We start from the raw sequence: 19,466 nt of genomic DNA, 5'->3' as shown, positions 1-19,466 counted from the left end.
GCGGAAGTCAGACCGCCATGACGGTGCCGAGCAGCAGGCGGGCGCCGGCGCGGCCCAGTGTGGCGTTGGTCGCCGCCTGAAGCGCGGCCGACAACTGGTCGATGTCGGGCACGACGCCGGGACGCAGGCCGTTGGCGAAGCGCTGGGCGGCGGTGTTGTAGGCGGCGCGAAGACGCGGCGCAGACTGCTGGGCGCGGGTGCGCAGGGCCGCATCGGGCACGTCGACCCCGGTTTCGATGGTCAGCACGCCCCGACGACCGTTCGCCTGAAGGATAGAGGCGGTGATGACCGGCAGGCGGACATAGGTGTCGGCCGACGCCGCCGCGCCGCCGCTCGAAGCGCGGGCGGTGGTCGAGGCGGCGGCCGTCGCGACGACGGCGAGACCGAGAAGAGCGCGGCGTTCCATGCCGACAGCCCTAGCCGAAATCCCTTAATCCGCCGTTGCCTGATCCAGGGCGCCTGCGGGCATGGGCTTCAGATCCAGCAGGGCGAACAGACGGGCGTCCTCGTCCTGTTCGGGATTGGGGGTGGTCAGCAGCTTGCCGCCGACGAAGATGGAGTTGGCCCCGGCGAGGAAGCACAGGGCCTGCATCTCGACGCTCATGGTCTCGCGTCCCGCCGACAAGCGCACCATCGCCCTGGGGCAGACCAGTCGGGCGACCGCGACGGTGCGGACGAACTCGATGGGATCGATCTCGCCAGTCTTCAGGACGCGCTCCCCCAGCGGGGTGCCGGTGACGGGGACCAGGGCGTTGACCGGCAGGCTGTCGGGATGGACGGGCAGGGTCGCCAGGGCGTGCAGCAGGCCGGCGCGATCACGCCGCGCCTCGCCCATGCCGACGATGCCGCCGCAGCAGGTGCTCATGCCCGCGTCGCGGACATGCTCAAGCGTGTCCAGCCGGTCCTGATAGCTGCGGGTGGTGACGACCTGGGCATAGTAGTCGGGGCCGGTGTCGAGGTTGTGGTTGTAGTAGTCGAGCCCGGCGTCCTTCAGTTGGCGCGCCTGATCGGCGGTCAGTATGCCCAGTGTGGCGCAGGTCTCGAGCCCCAGCGCCTTCACGCCCGAGATCATCGCCGCCAGCTTGGGCGTGTCGCGATCCTTCAACTCGCGCCAGGCCGCGCCCATGCAGAAACGGCTGGCGCCGCCCGCCTTGGCGGCCATGGCCTCGGCGATGACGGCCGAAGGCTCCATCAGCTTCTCAGCCTTCAGCCCGGTCTTGAAGCTGGCCGATTGCGAACAGTAGCCGCAGTTCTCGGCGCAGCCGCCGGTCTTGATCGACAGCAGTTGCGACTTCTGGACCTGGCTGGGGTCGAACCAGCAGCGGTGGACCGAGGCGGCGTCGAACACCAGCTCCATGAAGGGTCGCGCGAAAAGGGCCTCGACCTCCTCAAGCGTCCAGTCGTGGCGCGGTTGGGCCGCATCGAGATCGTCGGGGAGACAGGCGGTGAGGGTGCGGGAAAGGTCGTCGGCCATGCGCCACGACTAGCATCCGTTTTCCCCAAAGCAAGCAGGGTCATATGCAAAAGTGAAATTTTGCAAACCTGCACCTTCACAAAATCAATCGTCGTGGCGTCGCATCACATAAGGATATCTTTATGGGTTTCTTGCTCATAAAGGCCGGGCGGGCTATGAGGCCCCAAACCTTCCTGAGGCTCGGAGCCCCGACATGACCGACTACATCGTTCGCGACATCACCCTGGCCGATTGGGGCAACAAGGAAATCGAGATCGCGGAAACCGAAATGCCGGGCCTGATGTCCCTGCGTGACGAGTTCGGCGCCAGCCAGCCGCTGAAGGGCGCCCGGATCGCCGGCAGCCTGCACATGACCATCCAGACGGCGGTCCTGATCCAGACGCTGGAAGCCCTGGGCGCCGAAGTGCGCTGGGCCTCGTGCAACATCTTCTCGACCCAGGACCACGCCGCCGCCGCCATCGCCGCCAACGGCACGCCGGTCTTCGCCACCAAGGGCGAGACGCTGGAAGAGTACTGGGACTACGCCCACAAGATCTTCGAATGGGCCGACGGCGGCTATCCGAACCTGATCCTGGACGACGGCGGCGACGCGACCCTGCTGTGCGTGCTGGGCCCTAAGGCCGAGAAGGACATCTCGGTCCTGGCCAACCCGCAGAACGAAGAGGAAGAGGCTCTCTTCAAGGTCATGAAGCGCTATCTTGCGGAGAAGCCGGGCTTCTATTCGGCCATCCGCGACGCCATCGGCGGCGTGTCGGAAGAGACGACCACGGGCGTGCACCGCCTGTATCAGATGGCCGAAAAGGGCGAGCTGCCCTTCCCCGCCATCAACGTCAACGACAGCGTCACCAAGTCCAAGTTCGACAACCTGTACGGCTGCCGTGAATCGCTGGTCGACGCGATCCGTCGCGGCACCGACGTCATGCTGTCGGGCAAGGTCGCGGTGGTCTGCGGCTACGGCGACGTGGGCAAGGGCTCAGCCGCTTCGCTGCGCCAGGGCGGCGCCCGCGTGATCGTGACCGAGATCGACCCGATCTGCGCCCTGCAGGCCGCGATGGAAGGCTATGAGGTTCAGACGCTGGACGACACCGCCGGCCGCGCCGACATCTATGTGACGACGACCGGCAACAAGGACGTCATCACCGTCGATCACATGCGGCAGATGAAGAACAACGCCATCGTCTGCAACATCGGCCACTTCGACTCCGAGATTCAGGTCGCCGGCCTGAAGAACTTCAAGTGGGACGAGATCAAGCCGCAGGTCCACCACGTGGAGTTCCCGGACGGCAAGAAGATCATCCTGCTGTCGGAAGGCCGCCTGGTGAACCTGGGCAACGCCACGGGCCACCCGTCCTTCGTAATGTCGGCGTCCTTCACCAACCAGACGCTGGCCCAGATCGAACTGTGGACCAACGCCGACAAGTACGAGAACAAGGTCTACACCCTGCCCAAGCACCTGGACGAGAAGGTCGCCATGCTGCACCTGGCCAAGCTGGGCGCCAAGCTGACCGTCCTGACCAAGGACCAGGCTGACTACATCAACGTGCCGGTCGAAGGCCCGTTCAAGGCGGATCACTACCGTTACTAAGCTCTCCCCGAGGCTGGAACCGCGAGGTTCCAAGTGACGAGGGCGTCTTCGGACGCCCTCGTCGACGTCCTGGTGGTCGGGGCCGGCGCGGCCGGGATGATGGCCGCCATCGAGGCCGGGCGACGCGGGCGGCGGGTCAGGGTTGTGGACCATGCCGACCGGCCCGGCGAAAAGATCCGCATCTCGGGCGGCGGGCGCTGCAATTTCACCAATCTGGGCTGCGGACCGGCGAACTTCCTGGGCGAGAACCCCCGGTTCGCGACCTCGGCCCTGCGCCGCTACACCCAGCACGATTTCGTCAAGCGCATCGATAGGGCCGGGATCGCCTGGCACGAGAAGACGCTGGGCCAGCTGTTCTGCAACGACAGCGCCAAGCAGATCGTCCGTATGCTGACCGACGACATGGCGGCGGCGGGCGTCGTCTTGAGCCTGAAGACCGGCGTGACGCGGATCGAACGATCCGGCGAGGGCTTCACGGCGATCCTGTCGGACGGATCGCAGGTCACGGCGGCGTCGCTGATCGTGGCGACCGGCGGCAAGTCGATTCCCAAGATGGGAGCGACCGGCTGGGCCTATGAGGTGGCGCGCCAGTTCGACATTCGCGTCACCGAGACCCGACCGGCGCTGGTTCCCCTGACGTTCGAGGCGGGACTGCTGGAGACGCTGGCGCCGCTGGCGGGCGTGGCGGTCGACGCTTCGGTCGCCTCGGCGCCCGATGGCGCCAAGGCGCGCAAGGCCAGCTTCAACGAGGCGATGCTGTTCACGCATCGCGGCCTGTCGGGGCCGGCCATTCTTCAGATCAGCTCCTACTGGCGCGAGGGCGAGGCGGTGGTGGCCTCTATGGCGCCGGGCCGCGACGTGTTCGAAGAACTGAAGGCGGCCAAGGCGTCGAATGGAAAACAGGCGGTGCACACCGCGCTGGGCCATATCGTGCCGCGTCGTCTGGCCGAGAGCCTGTGCCAGCGCGAAGGGGCGTCGGGCAATCTGGCGGACCTGTCGGACAAGGTGCTGCGGCGGCTGGATCAGGCGGTCAACGCCTGGGCGGTCAAGCCGGTGGGGTCCGAAGGTTACAGGACCGCCGAGGTGACGCTGGGCGGGGTCGATACGGCCGCGCTGGACCAGCAGACGATGCAGACCAAGGCGGTTCCGGGGCTGTATTTCATCGGCGAGGCGGTGGACGTGACCGGCTGGCTGGGCGGCTATAATTTCCAGTGGGCCTGGTCGTCGGGCTGGGCCGCCGGGCAGGTCTGCTAGAATTTTCGAGTGCAATCCGTGCACTTCGGCCGGCGGGTCTGCCGACAAAAACACCGTCTAATTCGTCTAATCTGTCTAATTCGGCGCGGGTTCTGGCGGCGCGCGAAGATGTCAAAGACCGGGCGCCATTCTAACCCGGTCCACGACCATGAGAGGCGAAGGGTCGCTGGTCGGTCGTAAGCCGTGGTAAAAGCTCGCAATCGTCGTCGCCTATACGATGGCAGGGACGGCCGAAGCCCCCTGCGGCCCCGCGACGCATGGCGGCGGGCTGCGACGGCGCCTAGCTTGAAGAGGCGGAACGGGCCCCTCTGGCGTTCTCGCGGTCTGGCGTCCCCCTTCCTTGCGCCGGATCGTGCGACGCGATGTCGGACCGCAAGGGCGTGTCGATGCGGCGAAGCTTTCCCCTCCTGGCCTGTCGCATCGACCGCCCATTCTTTTTCGATCGGAGCCCGACATGCCCCTTCTGATGTGCCCCAACGACAACGCCGCCATGCAGACGCTGGAGCGCAACGGCGTCCAGTTCGACATGTGCCCCGACTGCCGGGGCGTCTGGCTGGATCGCGGCGAGCTGGAAAAGCTGATGGCCGCCGCCGTCGAGGAGGGTCGCGCCACAGTCCCGGTCGCGCCCGCGCCGCAGGCCTATGCGCCGTCGCCTCAGCCCTATGCCCAGCCCCAGTCCCAACCTCAGGCCCAACCGTGGGGCGGCGGGGCGTCACAGCCGTATCGCGGCGACGATCGAGGCTACCGGGGCGACAAATATCGCGACGACCGGCATCGCGACGACGACTATCGCTACAAGAAAAAGAAGCGCGACAGCATCTTCGATATCTTCGACTGAGGTCGGCTAGGCCGCCAGGCCCGCCTGCTGCATCAGGCCTCTCAACGCCGCCACGTTTTGCGGCGCGGCGGTCAGGGCGGTGCGGACGTCGGGCGAACGCAGCAGCTTGATGGCCTCGGCGCGGGCGCGGTCGGCCACGGGGCCCAGCGGGCCGGCTTCACCGGTGGCCAGTTTCAGCAGGGCCGTCAGCTTTTGAGGCGCAGCCGCCTGGGCGCGGACGATCTGGGCGACCAGATGGGCGTCGGCCTCCAGATTGGCGCCGACCGCGCCGATGGCGTCCATGATCTGGGTCTGGTCGTGATCGGCCAGATGCGCGGCCTGAACCGAGCGTTGAAGCCGGGCCAGCGTGGCCAGCTTGTGCGAGGCGCTGGGGCCGCCCGGGACGGACTGGCGGATCTCGGTTTCGAAACGCAGCGAGCCGATACAGGCGCTGAGCCACCGCGCGGCGGCGCGCTTGTTGGCCCCGCCGGTCACGTTCTCGCACAGGCGGGTCAGCTGCTCGGCCTCGGCCAGAACCGTCGGGCAAGGATTGACGTAGGCGCCGACGAAATCGGCCGTGACCAGGCTCTTGGAGCGTTCGACGAAGGCGATCTGGACCTCTTCCAGCGTCAGCAGACGACCGGCCGAGGCGGTCAGGGCCATGGCCAGCAGACGCAGGATGTCGATCTCTCCGACCGGATCGTGGGGGCGGAGGCGGCGCTGGCTGGTCAGTTCGCGGGTGACAAGGCGAGCCAAGGACGCGGCCAGAAGCGGAAACTCACCCGAGGCCAGATGCAGGCCCAGGCGCGCGGCCGGTCCCTCGACCTGGGGCATCATCAGGGCGAGGCGCGGGTCCATCCGCAACAGGGCGTCCATCTCGTCAGGCGCGACCATGCGCACGATAGCCGCCAAGTTGGCGCCTTGGTCCAGCGACGGACCCAGAATCTCGGTCAGGTTGGTGCGCACGGCCAGCATTTCGGCGACGATCTGCTCGACCACCACCACGACCAGGGCGCGCGGTGGGCCGTCGGCGGGCGCGGCGTCCATCAAATCCATCAGCACGGTCAGGCGATCACGGGCGCCGCGCCGATCCTTCAGCGCGCCGGCGACGACGCCGCCCATGCGCAGCGCCCGATCCGGCGCGCCGGTCAGCCGATGCGCCAGATCGGCGATGGAGCGGTCGTCCAGAGCGGGGAACAGGCCGTCGCGTCCGGCCTTGCGCAGGCGGGCCATCGCCTGTTCGGTCAGCTTTTGATAGTGGCGCACGACCCCGTGCACCTCCTGGCCCGTGGCCTGGCTTTCGGGGACTGCGACCTTCTGGATGGCGTGCTGGAGCTCGACCCCGGCCGCCTCCAGCCGTTCGGCCACATCGGGCCTATGCAGCAGTTCGAAGGCGGTCACGCCCTCGCGTTTCAGCCAGTCCTCCAGCACCCGGCCGATCAGGGCGCGGGCATGGGGCGAGTAGAGTTCGGCCGGACTGCTGCAGGCCGGCGGGACCGCCTTTTCGGCGACCTTCTTCTTTCGCTCCTCCGGCGCGCCCAGCGTCAGGATGGTCAGGGAGCTGAACTCCATCGTCTCGGGGTCCAGCGTCTCCTTGGTCACGCGCGAGGCGATGGCGAGACGATCCCGAAGCTGTTCCTCGGCGGTCTCGATGGCGTGTTTGCGGTCTTCGGTCGCGATCAGCAGCGTCCACGACGACGGGGCGCTCTTGCGGACATAGACTTCGTAATGGATCGGACCCGCCATGGGCCGATCCTGCATCCCAAGCCTTTAAGGCGAGGTTTTCGAAGCCGGAATGTTTCTGCGCACGCCGGAGCGACGGTGCGAGCGCGTTGAATCGAGGCGGCGCCGTGACCATCTGACTGTCACCAAACCGCTTTCGGGTTGCAGGCGATTTTCATTCGGCCCGAAACGCTCTAGCCCTAATGTGACCGAGATCGAACGGTTACGCTTGCTGTGCGTTCTTGCTCGCGGGAACGTAAAGTTCAGGAGAAGACACCCTTGGCCAACATCACTCTGGTCGATGACGACGAGAACATCGTGGCGTCCGTTTCGCTGGCGCTGGAAAGCCATGGCCACAAGATCACCGCCTATCACGACGGGGCCTCGGGTCTGGCCGCGCTGGAATCCTCGCCGCCCGATCTGGCGATCCTGGACGTGAAGATGCCGCGCATGGACGGGATGGAGGTGCTGCGTCGCCTGCGCCAGACCTCGCAGATCCCGGTGATCATGCTGACGTCCAAGGACGAGGAGATCGACGAGATCCTGGGCTTCAACCTGGGCGCCGACGACTATATCCACAAGCCCTTCAGCCAGCGTCTGCTGATCGAGCGGGTCAAGGCGCTGCTGCGCCGCACGGGCGCCGACGGCGGCGAACCGGAATCGGCCGCCGAAGTCTCGGGCCGGGCGATCAAGCGCGGCAAGCTGTCGATGGACCCGGCGCGCCACGAGTCGACCTGGGACGGCAAGCCCGTCAAGCTGACGGTGACCGAGTTCCTGCTGCTGCAGGCCCTGGCCCAGCGTCCCGGCTTCGTGAAGAGCCGCGACAATCTGATGGACGCCGCCTACGACGACCAGGTCTATGTCGACGACCGCACCATCGACAGCCACGTGAAGCGGATGCGCAAGAAGTTCCGCGCCGTGGACAATGAGTTCGACGCGATCGAGACCCTGTATGGCGTCGGCTACCGCTACCGCGAGAGCTGAACCGGGCGGGCGCGAGCCCGACGAGGAGCCCCAGCGCCGGCCGTTGTTCCGCTTCGGCGGATCGCGGCTGGGCGGCTTCATCCTGGTGCTCAATCTGCTCAGCCTGCTGATCCTGTTCGGCGGGGCGCTGGCGATCAATGAATGGCGTCCCGGCCTGATCGAGGCGCGTCAGGAATCGCTGACGGTCCAGGCCGAGCTGCTGGCCAATGTATTGCGCGAAGAAGGCGTGACGCGGGGAGAGCCGACGCCCGAACTGGACCCCATCCGCGCGTCGATCTGGCTGACCGACCGATTCATCCCGGCGGGCCAGCGGGTGCGGCTGTATGATGTGAACGGTCTGTTGCTGGTCGACAGCTATCAAGTGACGGAAGCCATCGGCGGGCGGCCACTGCCCGACGCGCAGCCGGCTGGAACGGCGACCGAGGACGCCGCCAGGGCCAATCTGCTGTCCGAGCGCCGTGTCGCGCGCGCCGACAGCGAACTGGCGGCCGAGGTGGCGGCGGCGCTGGACGGCTCGCCCCAATCGACCCTGCGTCGCAACGAATCCGGCGACCGCGTCGTCTCCGTCTCCATTCCGGTGCGCCATGTGCGTCAGGTGCTGGGCGTGCTGACCGTCGAATCCGGGGACGTGGACGAAATCCTGGGCGCACAGAGGCAGGCGCTGTTCCCGTTCGCCCTGGTGGCTTTGGGGGTCAATCTCTTGGGATCGCTGCTGCTGCATCTGTTCGTGGCGCGGCCGATCATGCGGCTGTCTGCGGCGGCGGATCAGGTGAAACTTCAGCGCGCGCGGGCCATCTCCCTGCCGGACCTCGAGGATCGCAAGGACGAGATCGGCGATCTGGCGCGGTCTCTGGAATCGATGACCGACACCCTGTCGACGCGGATGGACGCCATCGAGCGGTTCGCGGCCGATGTGTCGCACGAGATCAAGAACCCCCTGACCTCGATCCGGTCCGCGCTGGAGACCCTGCCGCTGGTCAAGACCGATGCGCACCGCGAGAAGCTGACGGCGCTGTTGCAGCAGGACGTGCGTCGGCTGGACCGGCTGATCACCGACATCTCCAACGCCTCGCGGCTGGATGCGGAGTTGTCGCGGGATCGACCGCGGCCGGTCGATCTGAACCGTCTGCTGGTCGATATCGTCGGCGTCTATGAGACGACGGCCAAGCCGGGCGACATTCCGGTCGTGCTCACGGCGCCCGAACAGGCCCTGCGGGTCATGGGGCGCGACGGGCCGCTGGGGCAGGTGTTCCGCAACCTGATCGACAACGCCCGCTCGTTCAGCCCCGCAGGCGGCGTGGTGCGGGTGACGCTGGAGGACATCGGGGACGATCTGCCGATCCGCGTGCGGGTCGAGGACCAGGGGCCAGGCATCCCGGCCGAGAACCTGGAGACGGTGTTCGAGCGGTTCTACACCTCGCGGCCCAAGGGGGCGGTGTTCGGCTCCAACTCGGGCCTGGGCCTGTCCATCGTGCGTCAGATCGTCGAGGCGCATGGCGGTCGCGTCCACGCCGAAAACAAGACCGAAGGCGGGGCGCGGTTCGAGATCGTCTTCCCGGCGGTCGGCCGCTGGTCGTGACCCCGGGCCAGCCAGTCCACGCCACCACCGTCGCCGTGCGCCGGCGCGGGGCCTGGCAGGGGGTGATGATCCTGGGACCGTCGGGCGCGGGCAAGAGCGATCTGGCGCTGCGGCTGATCGCGCGCGGCTGGCGGCTGGTCAGCGACGACTACACCCAGGTCTGGGCCTCGGACGGGGCCGTTCATGCGTCGGCGCCAGCCTCCATCGCCGGTCGGATCGAGGTGCGCGGCCTTGGAATCGTGGCCGCCAGAACACGCCCGGTCTGTCGCGTGGCGCTGGCCGTCGCCTGTGTGGCGGAAGGCGTCGAACGGCTTCCGGAGCCGCAGACACGGGCTTTCGCGGGGGTCGATCTGCCCCTGCTGGCGTTCGATCCCCGACCCGCCTCGGCCGTCGATGTGGTCGCAGCGGCGTTGGAGACGCTTTGAAACCCCGAAAGACGGGTCTATGACACGCCCCTTGCGGTCCATAGAGGGCGGCGTCCGGCCTCCCTTGCCGGGCGGGGGAATGCCTGGGACGGTTCGGGGCGGGATGCGAGTGAAGTCCTCATGATCGGTCTGGTGATCGTCACCCACGGCGGGTTGGCGTCCGAGTTTCTCTCCGCCATGGAGCATGTGGTCGGCCCGCAGCGCGGGGTCGCGGCCATCTGCATCGGACCTGACGACGACATGGAGCGTCGGCGTCGCGACATCGTGGACGCGGCCGCGGCCGTGGACGACGGCGAAGGGGTCATCCTGCTGACCGACATGTTCGGCGGCACGCCGTCGAACCTGGCCATCTCGGTGATGGAACAGACCCGCGCCGAGGTCATCGCCGGGCTGAACCTGCCCATGCTGATCAAACTGGCCAGCGTGCGCGGGCGCGAGACGCTGGAATCCTGCGTGGCCCATGCGCAGGACGCGGGGCGCAAATACATCTCCGTCGCGTCCTGGGTGCTCGCAGGCGAAAAATGACCGTCACCGCGACCCTGAACATCTGCAATACGCGCGGCCTGCACGCCCGCGCCTCGGCCAAGTTCGTCAAACTGGCCTCGAGCTTCGAAAGCGAGATCCACGTCACCCGCGACGGCGTGACGGTGGACGCCCGCTCGATCATGGGCCTGCTGATGCTGGGCGCCGGCATCGGCTGTAGCATCGACGTCTCCGCCGAAGGCCCAGACGCCGAAGAGGCGATGGAGGCCTTGACCGATCTGGTCGCGCGCAAGTTCGACGAGGATCAATAGGGCGTCGTCATCCCCGGATTCGGAACCGCTTCGATTTTTGAGAGGTCCATCGCCGCGTGGGTGATCTGAAAACGCACCTACAAGACGGCGGGAAGACAGATCTCGATCCGGGATCCCAAGCGAGCGCCGGTCAAATAACGCGCCGATCCGCCGTGGGCCTCGGCGATTGCGCGGACCGCGGCCAAGCCCAGGCCGGTCCCGCCATTCTCGCCTGAACCGTGTTTGAAGGCGGTGAAAACGGATTGGGTCATGGCGTCGGGCAGGCCTGGACCGCTGTCCTCCACGGCGATGACGGCGAAGCGTTCATCGGCCGTCAAGCTGACCAAGACAGGGCCAGGATCGGCGTGGCGGCGCACATTGTCGATCAAAGCCAGAACAGCCTGCTGAATGCGATCGCCGTCGCAAACGACCACAGTGGCCGGCGTCGTCCAGGTGATCGGATAGCCCTCCGCCTCGGCTTCCGCGCCGACGAGGGCGCGGACATCGTCCAATCGCTGAGCCAGGTCCTGGGGCGTCAGGCGCAGTTGCAAACGACCGCTATCGGCCAGACTGACGACGCGCAAATCCTCGATCAGGCGGCCCAGGGCGTCGACCGGCTTGAGCAGGGTCAGGATCATCTCGCGGTCCAGCGGTAGAACGCCATCGGCGGCCGCTTGCAGACGGCCTTTCACGATCGTGACGGGCGTTCGCAGTTCGTGCGCGATCGAGGCGTTCCACGTCGTCATGTCGGCGGCGAGCGTCTCAAGCCGCGCAGCCATCAGGTTGAAGTCGTCCACCAGGTCGGCGGTCTCCGAAAAAGACCGATCGCCAGCCATGGCGCGCGCGGACAGGTCGCCGTCGGCGATCGCACGCGCGGCGCCGGACAAGGAGGTGAGAGGCATGACAAGGCGGCGGGCCAACTGCAGCCCGGCCACGGTCGCGCCGATCAGGGCCACGACGGCGGCTGACGCCAGAGCGACATAATCCACGGACTGCGGTCGCCAGGCCTGGGGCGAGGCCACCGCATCGGGATAATTTTCGAAGACCCACCCGTACAGGGCGAATGCGCCGGCGGCGCTAAGTCCAAGCACCCCCAGGATGACCAGAGCCGTACGCACGGCGATGCGACGGCCGAGGACGCGGGCGGCCCTCACGTCAGGACCTCGAGGCGATAACCCACGCCACGAACGCCGACGAGAACGCCGTCGGCGCCTGCGTTTCGTAACTTGAGCCGCAGCTTGCTGAGATGGCTGTCCACCGTGCGATCAAGCACCTCATCGCCTTTCAAGCAGGCGTCGGCCAGCTCGGCGCGAGAGAAGACCCGCATCGGATAGCGCGCCATGTGGGCCAGCATGCGGAACTCGGTCAGGGTCAGGGGCAGGCGCTGCGGTTTGTCCAGTCCGCACCACTGGACGATGTGCGCCTCCAGATCGATCTCGAGCGGACCCAGGCGGATTACGCCGCCTTGGCCCGAGCCGCCGCTGCGTCGCAGTATGGCGTGGGCGCGCGCCACGACCTCGACCGGATTGAACGGTTTGACGACATAGTCGTCCGCGCCGATGCGCAACGCCTGAAGCTTGTCGATGTCCTGATCCAGCGCAGTGAGCATGATGACGGGCGTCTCGCCCCTACGCCTGAGTTCGCCCAGCACGCTCCAGCCATCGACACGCGGCATGCGCACGTCCAGTAGGACCAGATCGGGCCGAAGGGCGGCGTGCAGGTCCAGCGCGATCTGACCATCCATGGCGCGGACGGTGCGAAACCCCTCGCGCACGAGATAGGCGTCAAGCACGGCGGCGATCTCGGGTTCGTCTTCGGCGATGATGACCAAGGCGCTCATGGTGTCTCCACGACATCGCCCAGCGATGGACGGCGATCCAGACCAGATGGGGTGCCTCCACGATTTCTCCACCAAGTCCACACCCAGGCCCCACGGCCCCGTGCGAAGCGGCCCCAAACCGAAACCGCCTCCGAGATCCAATGAAGTTCAGCGCCCACCAGATCTTCGTCGCCGCCATGACCGCCGTGAACGTCGCCGTGTTGGCCGCCTGTGGCGTGTTCATCCTGGCAATGCTGTGAAGCGCAGGGATCGGCATTGGGCGCGGGTTGCGGCGGCCGCGAGCCTGATCGCGCTCATCGCGGGGTGCGCCAAGCCGGTCGAACCGCCTGCGCCGCCCCCGCCTCCGCCGCCTTCGATTCAGCTGGACGACAGCGTGGCGCAGACGGCGTCGGTCTATCTGGTCTTCATGCGGGATGTCGCCACATTCGAGGGCGGCTTCGTCGATGCGGAGGCGGTGCAGGCGGCGTTGCAGCGCGGAGCGACTTCCAACGCCGAGCAGTTGGCGCGGGGGCTGGTAGCCTATGGAGCGGTGCTGGCGATGCAGTCGCCGGACTTCGTTGCGGGGGTGCGGGCCTATGCCGCCGATCCAGCGCAGCGACGCGAAATCCTGGACCGTCTGACAGCCGACCCCGCCTATGCGGTGAGCCTGCCTGGCGCAGACGTGGCGGCCGGGCTGATCGCCGAGGTCATGGAGGAGGGCGCCGCAACCATCGAAGCCGCTGCGGATCGGGTGGAGGCGGATGCCTATACGATCCAGGCGCGTAGCGATCCGCGCCGTCGATGGGCGGGCCAGCCCATCGCGGACCGACAGGGGCGGCTGGAGCGTGCGAAGGCCGCCTCGGCTGCAATGCAGCTGGCGTCGGACGTCGAGAGCGAGACGCTGCTGAAGGTTGCCCACGCCGAACCCTCTCGGATCCCGACGTCGCCTCTGGCGGCTCCCTATAAACCGGCGGTGGCCCGATCCTTGTCCGTCGCCGCGCGGGCGCTTCTGGGCGAAAGCGTCAAGGACGATGGAAATGACGGTGTCCTGCAGGATCCGAACGCCACCTTCTGTCTGCAGATGTCCAAGCTGAACCTGTTCCAGTGTCTGGCCGCCGCCAAGCCCAGCTATGAAGACATGTTCTGCATCGGCCGACACGTCGTCAGGGACATGGCCGACTGCACGCGCACGGCGCTGAATGCCGTAGGATCTTGATGAAAGAGATGTGATCGAGGGCGACCGCCGCCGAGAGGCCGCTACAGCCCCAGCGCCCGTCGAATGTCGCGCCAGTCGACGTATTTGAAGTTCTGGGTGCCGACGTCGTTGACGTCGTCCTGGATGACGACGAGGCCGTCGGGGAAGGGGCCGACCTGACCGCTGGCGGCCGCCAGGCCGTCGGTGCCGGTGACGCCGTCGACCGCGCCGTCCACGATCTTGAAGCGGCCCTTGTACTCGGGCGCCGCGCCGTTGATGCGCCAGACCGGGAAGGTGGAGTCGCCCTGGCTGGAGGCGATCAGATAGCGGCCCGACGCGTCGGCGATCGTCGTCAGGCCTTCCGCGTCGGCGACCAGGATGTCCCTGGCGATGGGCTGGATCAGGGTGCGGGCCGCGCCCGAGGCCGGGTTCAGGCCATAGCGCCACAGGCCGACGTTCTCCTCGTTGATATAGAGCGCGTCGGTGGCCTCGTCGGCGGCGCAGCCTTCGGAGATGGTTCCGATCTCGGCGCGGCGGACCAGGCGCGCCGTGGGCTGGCCAGCGGCGTCCACGCCCAGGACGAACTGGCGAAGCTCGCCCTCGTGCCCGACCAGGATGGCGTGAACCTCGGCGCCGCGCCGCGCAAAGCAGAAGCCGTAGGGTTCGACCACGTCGGTGGCGACCGCGCCCCAGTAGCGCACGCCGTTCGGGCCGGTCCCGGCCGGGTCGAAGGTGTAGAGGGAGATACCGGTCTTGCCCGGCGTGCGGTCGCTGGCGCCCAGCACTACCTGCGGACGGCCGCCGACCGACAGGCCCTCGACCACATCGACGTTGTTCAGCAGGCCCTCGGGCAGGAACTGCAGGATCTGGCCGTCGAAGCCGTAGATGTAGAGGCCGGACTTCTTGTCCGTGCCGGCGACGAAGCCGGGCGTCTGGCGCCCCATGATCGTGACCGGGTTCGCTGAGGCCCAGACGGCGGGGTCGTCGGCGGCGTCCTGACCTGCCGTGCCGACCGACGGGGTTTCCAGCACAGCCTGGACCGGGGCGCCGGGGCCGACGAGGCCCGCGCCCTCGCCCTGATAATCGACCTCGTGCATGGCGCAGGCGGCGAGCAGGGCCAGGGCGGCGCAGGCGGTCAGCGAGCGGGCGAGGGAAGGGCGCATGTCGGTCTCCGGACGATCTGGACGCGTCCCTGTGGCCAAGCCGCGTGTGGGTCAACGGCGCGGGCGTGACGGTTCGGCGTCGGTTCGATGACTGATGTTCCGTCAAGGGATCAAGCGTCGCCGTTCCGTCGGAAAACCGCGAACTGGGCGTCGTGGAATCGTCGCGGTCGCGTCGCCGCCCAAGGTTAAGCGGCCCCTCCATCGGCTGAAGCGAAACGTCGCTCGCCGAAGGGGACCTGACATGAAACTGAACCTGCTGATGGGCGCCGCGATCGCGCCGATGATCCTGGCGCCGCTGGCCATGCCCGCCCATGCCGATGTCGACGCCATGGCCTCGGCATCAGCTGCGGTCGCCGGCGACGTGATCTACGGCCGGGTGACCAACGCCGCTGGCGCGCCCCTGCCGGGCGCCGAGGTTCTGGTGCGCGGGACCAGCCAGCGGGCCGTGACCAACACCCAGGGCGAGTTCACCCTGCCGACCGCCAGCGGCTCGATGGTGCTGGAGGTCAACTATCTGGGCCTGCCCTCGACCAGCCAGACGGTCGTGACGACGCCGGGCGAAGACGCCAATGTCGCCATCGTCCTGGGCGCCCAGTCTGCGACGGACGTGGCCGATGTGATCGTGACCGGCGTGATCACCGACGGCGTCGCCCGTTCGCTGAACCAGCAGAAGAATGCCGACGGCACGGTCAACGTCCTGTCGGCCGACGCCATCGGTCGCTATCCCGACCCCAATGTGGCGGAATCGCTGCAACGGGTTCAGGGCATCGCCATCCAGCGCGACCAGGGCGAAGGCCGCTACATCAATGTGCGCGGCGCGCCAGCCGCCTTCACCGCCGTGTCGGTGGACGGGGTCGCCATTCCAGCCGTGTCGCCAACGACCCGCGCGGTCGATCTGGACACCCTGCCGTCGGACATCGTCTCCAGCGTCGAGGTGTCCAAGACGCTAACGCCGGCCCAGGACGCCGATTCCATCGCCGGCGCCGTGGACATCAAGACCCGCTCGCCCTTCGACAAGCGCCGTCTGGCGCTGAGCGGTTACGCCGGCGGCAGCTACAACGACTACGGCGGCCAGGACTATCGTGCGGGCGCGAACGTCTCCAACGTCTTCGGCCCGGATCAGACCTTCGGCGCCCTGCTGTCGGTCAGCTTCTCCGAAACCAACCGCCGGCCGGACAACGTTGAGAACGGCTGGGTCCTGATCAACCGCAACGCCGCGCAGGGCGGCGGCCAGGTCTGGGGTCTGGAGAACACCCTGTTCAAGGACTACGAGACCGAACGGACCCGCAAGGCCGTGACCGGCGCGCTTGAATGGCGGCCCAGCGACGCCACCCGTCTGTGGGTCAAGGGCTCCTACGCCCAGTTCCGCGACGACGAGTTCCGCAACACGCTGAACTTCACCTATAGCGACGGCACGCTGCAGCCGGGTTCGACCGACACCAGCGCGACCTTCACCAACGCCCGCATCTACAAGCAGCTGCGTCACCGCACCCAGGAGAACGACATCTCCACCCTGGTGCTGGGCGGCGAGCAGACGTTCGGCAATGGGGCGGTCTGGGACGGCGCCCTGTCGTTCGCCAACAGCAAACAGACCTATCCGCACCGCGACGAGCTGGTCTATCGCTCCAGCGCGACGACCCTGTCCTACAACACGGCCGACCACTATCAGCCGACCTATTCGACCTTCAGCGAGCCGACCGGGTTCTATCTGAACGCCAACAACTACAGCTTCCGCGAAAACACCTTCCGCTCGAACACGACCGAGCAGGACGATGTGGCGTTCAAGACCAATCTGTCGCTGCCCACCGTCATCGGTGGTCGCGAGGTCGAACTGAAGTTCGGCGCCAAATACAGCGCCCGCGACGTGACGGCCGACGAAGAGCGGTTCCGCGACCGCAGCGCGGCCGCCAGCTCCGGCGCCCTGGCGCCGCTGCTGAGCGATCGTCCGTCGCAGAACTACGACTACAATCTGGGCTTCAAGTTCGATGCGGGCTTGGTAACCGACTATTTCGATCGCGTCCGGGCCGGCTCGACCAATCCCGACCCGGCCGCCGGCGTTCGCCGCATTCCGCAGTCGATCACCGCCGACTATACGGCGCAGGAAGATATTCTGGCGGGTTACGGCCAGGCTCGGTTCGATATAGGCGCGACCAATGTGCTGGTCGGCCTGCGTGTCGAGAAGACCGACTTCGAAGGCTCGGCGACCAGCGTGGCCCTGTCGGGCGCCCAGAGTCTGGTCAAGGTTGATCGCGACCAGACCGATTTCTTCCCGAACCTGACGCTGCGCCACAGCTTCAGCGATCAGCTGGTTGGTCGTTTCGCCCTGACCCGCGCCATTTCGCGCCCGGACTATACCGACATCGTTCCGCGCGTTCTGGAAACCACCGACAGCGGCCGCACGACGGTCACGCGCGGCAATCCCGATCTGAAGCCGACCCTGTCGAACAACATCGATGCGGGACTGGAATACTATCTGCGTCCGCTGGGCGTGATTTCGGCCAACGCCTTCTACAAGGACCTGTCGAACTACCGCTTCACTCTGGTGACGGACGGCGTGCCCTATGTCACCCCGACCACCACGGTCGCCCAGGTCACCGAGGCCCGCAACGCCCCTGACGGCCATATCGCCGGCATCGAGTTCAACTGGCAGCAGACGTTCGACTTCCTGCCGGGCTGGGCTTCGGGCTTCGGCGTCTTCGCCAACTACACGCTGACGGATGCGGAGATCAAAACCAGCCGCGCCTTCGCCGGTCGCGACACCTTCGTGCTGCCGGGTCAGTCGGACGAGACCTATAACGCCGCCCTGTTCTACGAACGGTACGGCTTCAGCGCGCGCGTCTCCTACACGCATCGTAGCGACTTCCTGGAGGCGATCGACGCGACCAACCCCGGCAAGGATCTCTATGTCGAGGGGCGCGGCCAGCTGGACTTCACCGCCAGCTACGACTTCGGCAACGGCGTGGAAGTGTTCGGCGAGGCCAAGAACCTGACCGACAGCGCGGGCGTGCGCTACTACGGCGTCAAGGAGCGGACCTACGAGTACGAGAAGTTCGGCTACAACGTCTTCCTGGGCGTGCGCTTCAAGCTCTGAGCGCGCCGATCAGATATGATCGAAGGGGCCGGGCGGCGACGTCCGGCCCTTTTTCATGGTTTCCGCCTCTGCAATTGGTCGAAACCCGGCCCCATATGGGCTCCAGCGGTTGACCCACGCGGGGCCAACGCTAGTGTCCGCGCGCCTTTCCCCGCGCGCCAGAAGACCAGAGGATACCATGGCTGAAGCCACCGCCGCCTACGACGTCGTCATCATCGGCGGAGGCCCTGGCGGCTATAACGCCGCGATCCGGGCGGGCCAGCTGGGCCTGAAGGTCGCCTGCGTGGAGATGCGTTCGACGCTGGGCGGCACCTGCCTGAACGTCGGCTGCATGCCATCCAAGGCTCTGCTGCATGCCTCGGAACTGTGGAACGCCGCAAACACCGAGTTCGCCAAAATCGGCATCGAGGTCCAGCCCAAGCTGCACCTGGACCAGATGCATAAGGCCAAGGACGACAGCGTCACCGCCCTGACCAAGGGGATCGAGTTCCTGTTCAAGAAGAACAAGGCCGACTGGATCAAGGGCAAGGGCAAGATCGTCGGCAAGGGCAAGGTCGAGGTGACCGCCGCCGACGGCTCCGTCCAGACGCTGGACGCCAAGAACATCGTCATCGCCACCGGCTCGGAGCCGACCCCGCTGCCGGGCGTCGCCTTTGAAGACGGCAAGGTCATCGATTCCACCGGCGCCCTGTCGCTGCCGGCCGTGCCCAAGAAGCTGATCGTGGTCGGCGCCGGGATTATCGGCCTGGAGCTGGGTTCGGTCTGGCGCCGTCTGGGCGCCGAGGTCACGGTGGTCGAGTTCCTGGACCGGATCACGCCCGGCATGGACACCGAGGTCGCCACCGCCTTCCAGCGCACCCTGACGAAACAGGGCATGAGCTTCAAACTGGGCGCCAAGGTCACGGCCGCCAAGTCGGGCAAGGACGGGGTGGAACTTGCTGTCGAACCGTCGGCCGGCGGCGCCGCCGAGACGATCAAGGGCGATGTGGTGTTGGTCGCCATCGGCCGTCGTCCGTACACGGACGGTTTGGGCCTGGAGAGCGTCGGCGTGACGCCTGACAAGCGCGGCTTCATCGACCATGACCACTTCAAGGTGGCGGATGGCGTCTGGGTGATCGGCGACGTGACCCACGGTCCGATGCTGGCCCACAAGGCGGAAGAAGACGCGGTCGCCGTGATCGACACCATCGCCGGCAAATACGGCCACGTCGACTATGCCCTGGTCCCCAGCGTCGTCTACACCTTCCCCGAAGTGGCCTGGGTTGGTCAGACTGAGGACCAGCTCAAGGCGGCCGGCGTTCAGTACAAGAAGGGCAAATTCCCCTTCACCGCCAACAGCCGCGCCAAGATCAATCACGAGACCGACGGCTTCGTGAAGGTTCTGGCCGACGCGGCGACTGACAAGGTGCTGGGCGTCCACATCATGGGCCCGCAGGCCGGCGAGATGATCCACGAGGCGGCCATCACCATGAGCTTCGGCGGCGCGTCGGAAGACATCGCTCGCACCTGCCACGCCCACCCGACCCGTTCGGAAGCCGTCCGTCAGGCGGCCATGGACGTCGAAGGCTGGATGATGCAGGCCTGA

Annotated in this window: 17 protein-coding genes; 11 read left to right on the top strand and 6 right to left on the bottom strand. The window is 67.1% G+C overall.

Annotated elements, in window-relative coordinates:
- Nucleotides 1–7: 7 nt before the first annotated feature.
- Together ABIC32_RS08765 and bioB are read right to left on the bottom strand one after the other, a co-directional pair.
- The gene (locus ABIC32_RS08765) at nt 8–406 is read right to left on the bottom strand and encodes a Tat pathway signal protein (protein WP_354073901.1); all 399 of its coding nucleotides are present in this window, start codon (nt 404–406) and stop codon (nt 8–10) included.
- Between the two features lie 24 nt (nt 407–430).
- On the bottom strand, nt 431–1,474 hold the full coding sequence (gene bioB / locus ABIC32_RS08760) for a biotin synthase BioB (RefSeq protein WP_354073900.1): 1,044 nt from the start codon (nt 1,472–1,474) through the stop codon (nt 431–433).
- A 193-nt stretch (nt 1,475–1,667) separates the two neighbouring features.
- On the opposite strand from bioB, the gene ahcY reads away from it, so the two are divergent.
- The 3 genes from ahcY (at nt 1,668) to ABIC32_RS08745 (ending at nt 5,151) form a co-directional block, all read left to right on the top strand.
- Nucleotides 1,668–3,059 carry an adenosylhomocysteinase gene (gene ahcY / locus ABIC32_RS08755; protein WP_017506126.1) on the top strand — a complete coding sequence of 464 codons (1,392 nt, stop codon included), beginning with the start codon at nt 1,668–1,670 and terminating at the stop codon, nt 3,057–3,059.
- Nucleotides 3,060–3,092: 33 nt separating this feature from the next.
- The gene (locus ABIC32_RS08750; protein ID WP_354073899.1) at nt 3,093–4,313 is read left to right on the top strand and encodes a BaiN/RdsA family NAD(P)/FAD-dependent oxidoreductase; all 1,221 of its coding nucleotides are present in this window, start codon (nt 3,093–3,095) and stop codon (nt 4,311–4,313) included.
- Between the two features lie 454 nt (nt 4,314–4,767).
- Entirely contained in the window at nt 4,768–5,151 is a 384-nt protein-coding gene (locus tag ABIC32_RS08745; RefSeq protein WP_354073898.1) for a TFIIB-type zinc ribbon-containing protein, read from the top strand.
- A 6-nt stretch (nt 5,152–5,157) separates the two neighbouring features.
- On the opposite strand, the gene ABIC32_RS08740 is transcribed toward ABIC32_RS08745, so the two are convergent.
- Entirely contained in the window at nt 5,158–6,876 is a 1,719-nt protein-coding gene (locus ABIC32_RS08740; protein ID WP_354073897.1) for a hypothetical protein, read from the bottom strand.
- Between the two features lie 255 nt (nt 6,877–7,131).
- On the opposite strand from ABIC32_RS08740, the gene chvI reads away from it, so the two are divergent.
- The 5 genes from chvI to ABIC32_RS08715 all read left to right on the top strand — a co-directional run bounded on the left by chvI (nt 7,132) and on the right by ABIC32_RS08715 (nt 10,634).
- On the top strand, nt 7,132–7,836 hold the full coding sequence (gene chvI, locus ABIC32_RS08735) for a two-component response regulator ChvI (RefSeq protein ID WP_039243953.1): 705 nt from the start codon (nt 7,132–7,134) through the stop codon (nt 7,834–7,836).
- Complete coding sequence (gene chvG / locus ABIC32_RS08730; protein WP_354073896.1) at nt 7,805–9,415, top strand: two-component sensor histidine kinase ChvG; 1,611 nt, start codon at nt 7,805–7,807, stop codon at nt 9,413–9,415. Before chvI ends, chvG begins: the two co-directional genes overlap by 32 nt.
- Nucleotides 9,412–9,840 (top strand): HPr kinase/phosphorylase, encoded by a 429-nt coding sequence (locus tag ABIC32_RS08725; RefSeq protein WP_174086695.1) that lies wholly within the window; start codon nt 9,412–9,414, stop codon nt 9,838–9,840. The genes chvG and ABIC32_RS08725 overlap by 4 nt, the downstream gene beginning before the upstream one ends.
- 120 nt (nt 9,841–9,960) lie before the next feature.
- Entirely contained in the window at nt 9,961–10,365 is a 405-nt protein-coding gene (locus tag ABIC32_RS08720; protein WP_017506133.1) for a PTS sugar transporter subunit IIA, read from the top strand.
- On the top strand, nt 10,362–10,634 hold the full coding sequence (locus tag ABIC32_RS08715) for an HPr family phosphocarrier protein (RefSeq protein ID WP_017506134.1): 273 nt from the start codon (nt 10,362–10,364) through the stop codon (nt 10,632–10,634). The genes ABIC32_RS08720 and ABIC32_RS08715 overlap by 4 nt, the downstream gene beginning before the upstream one ends.
- A gap of 77 nt (nt 10,635–10,711) precedes the next feature.
- On the opposite strand, the gene ABIC32_RS08710 is transcribed toward ABIC32_RS08715, so the two are convergent.
- Together ABIC32_RS08710 and ABIC32_RS08705 are read right to left on the bottom strand one after the other, a co-directional pair.
- Nucleotides 10,712–11,767, bottom strand: a complete 1,056-nt coding sequence (locus ABIC32_RS08710; protein WP_354073895.1) for an ATP-binding protein — start codon at nt 11,765–11,767, stop codon at nt 10,712–10,714.
- Nucleotides 11,764–12,453: a response regulator gene (locus ABIC32_RS08705; protein WP_165115134.1), complete on the bottom strand. Its 690-nt coding sequence runs from the start codon at nt 12,451–12,453 to the stop codon at nt 11,764–11,766. Before ABIC32_RS08705 ends, ABIC32_RS08710 begins: the two co-directional genes overlap by 4 nt.
- Before the next feature lie 373 nt (nt 12,454–12,826).
- Here ABIC32_RS08705 and ABIC32_RS08700 point away from each other — a divergent pair, with 373 nt between their 5' ends.
- Nucleotides 12,827–13,648, top strand: coding sequence for a hypothetical protein (locus ABIC32_RS08700; RefSeq protein WP_354073894.1), 822 nt, complete (start codon nt 12,827–12,829; stop codon nt 13,646–13,648).
- A gap of 41 nt (nt 13,649–13,689) precedes the next feature.
- Here the strand turns inward: ABIC32_RS08700 and ABIC32_RS08695 are convergent, their stop codons facing one another.
- Nucleotides 13,690–14,790, bottom strand: a complete 1,101-nt coding sequence (locus ABIC32_RS08695; protein ID WP_354073893.1) for a phytase — start codon at nt 14,788–14,790, stop codon at nt 13,690–13,692.
- A 241-nt stretch (nt 14,791–15,031) separates the two neighbouring features.
- On the opposite strand from ABIC32_RS08695, the gene ABIC32_RS08690 reads away from it, so the two are divergent.
- The gene (locus tag ABIC32_RS08690) at nt 15,032–17,881 is read left to right on the top strand and encodes a TonB-dependent receptor (protein WP_354073892.1); all 2,850 of its coding nucleotides are present in this window, start codon (nt 15,032–15,034) and stop codon (nt 17,879–17,881) included.
- A gap of 178 nt (nt 17,882–18,059) precedes the next feature.
- Complete coding sequence (gene lpdA, locus ABIC32_RS08685; protein WP_354073891.1) at nt 18,060–19,466, top strand: dihydrolipoyl dehydrogenase; 1,407 nt, start codon at nt 18,060–18,062, stop codon at nt 19,464–19,466.

Origin of the sequence: Brevundimonas sp. 1080 (genome assembly GCF_040545985.1) — a bacterium.
GTDB lineage: Bacteria > Pseudomonadota > Alphaproteobacteria > Caulobacterales > Caulobacteraceae > Brevundimonas.
The sequence above is the reverse complement of the archived record's forward strand: the minus strand, read 5'-3'. Positions and strand labels throughout refer to the sequence as shown.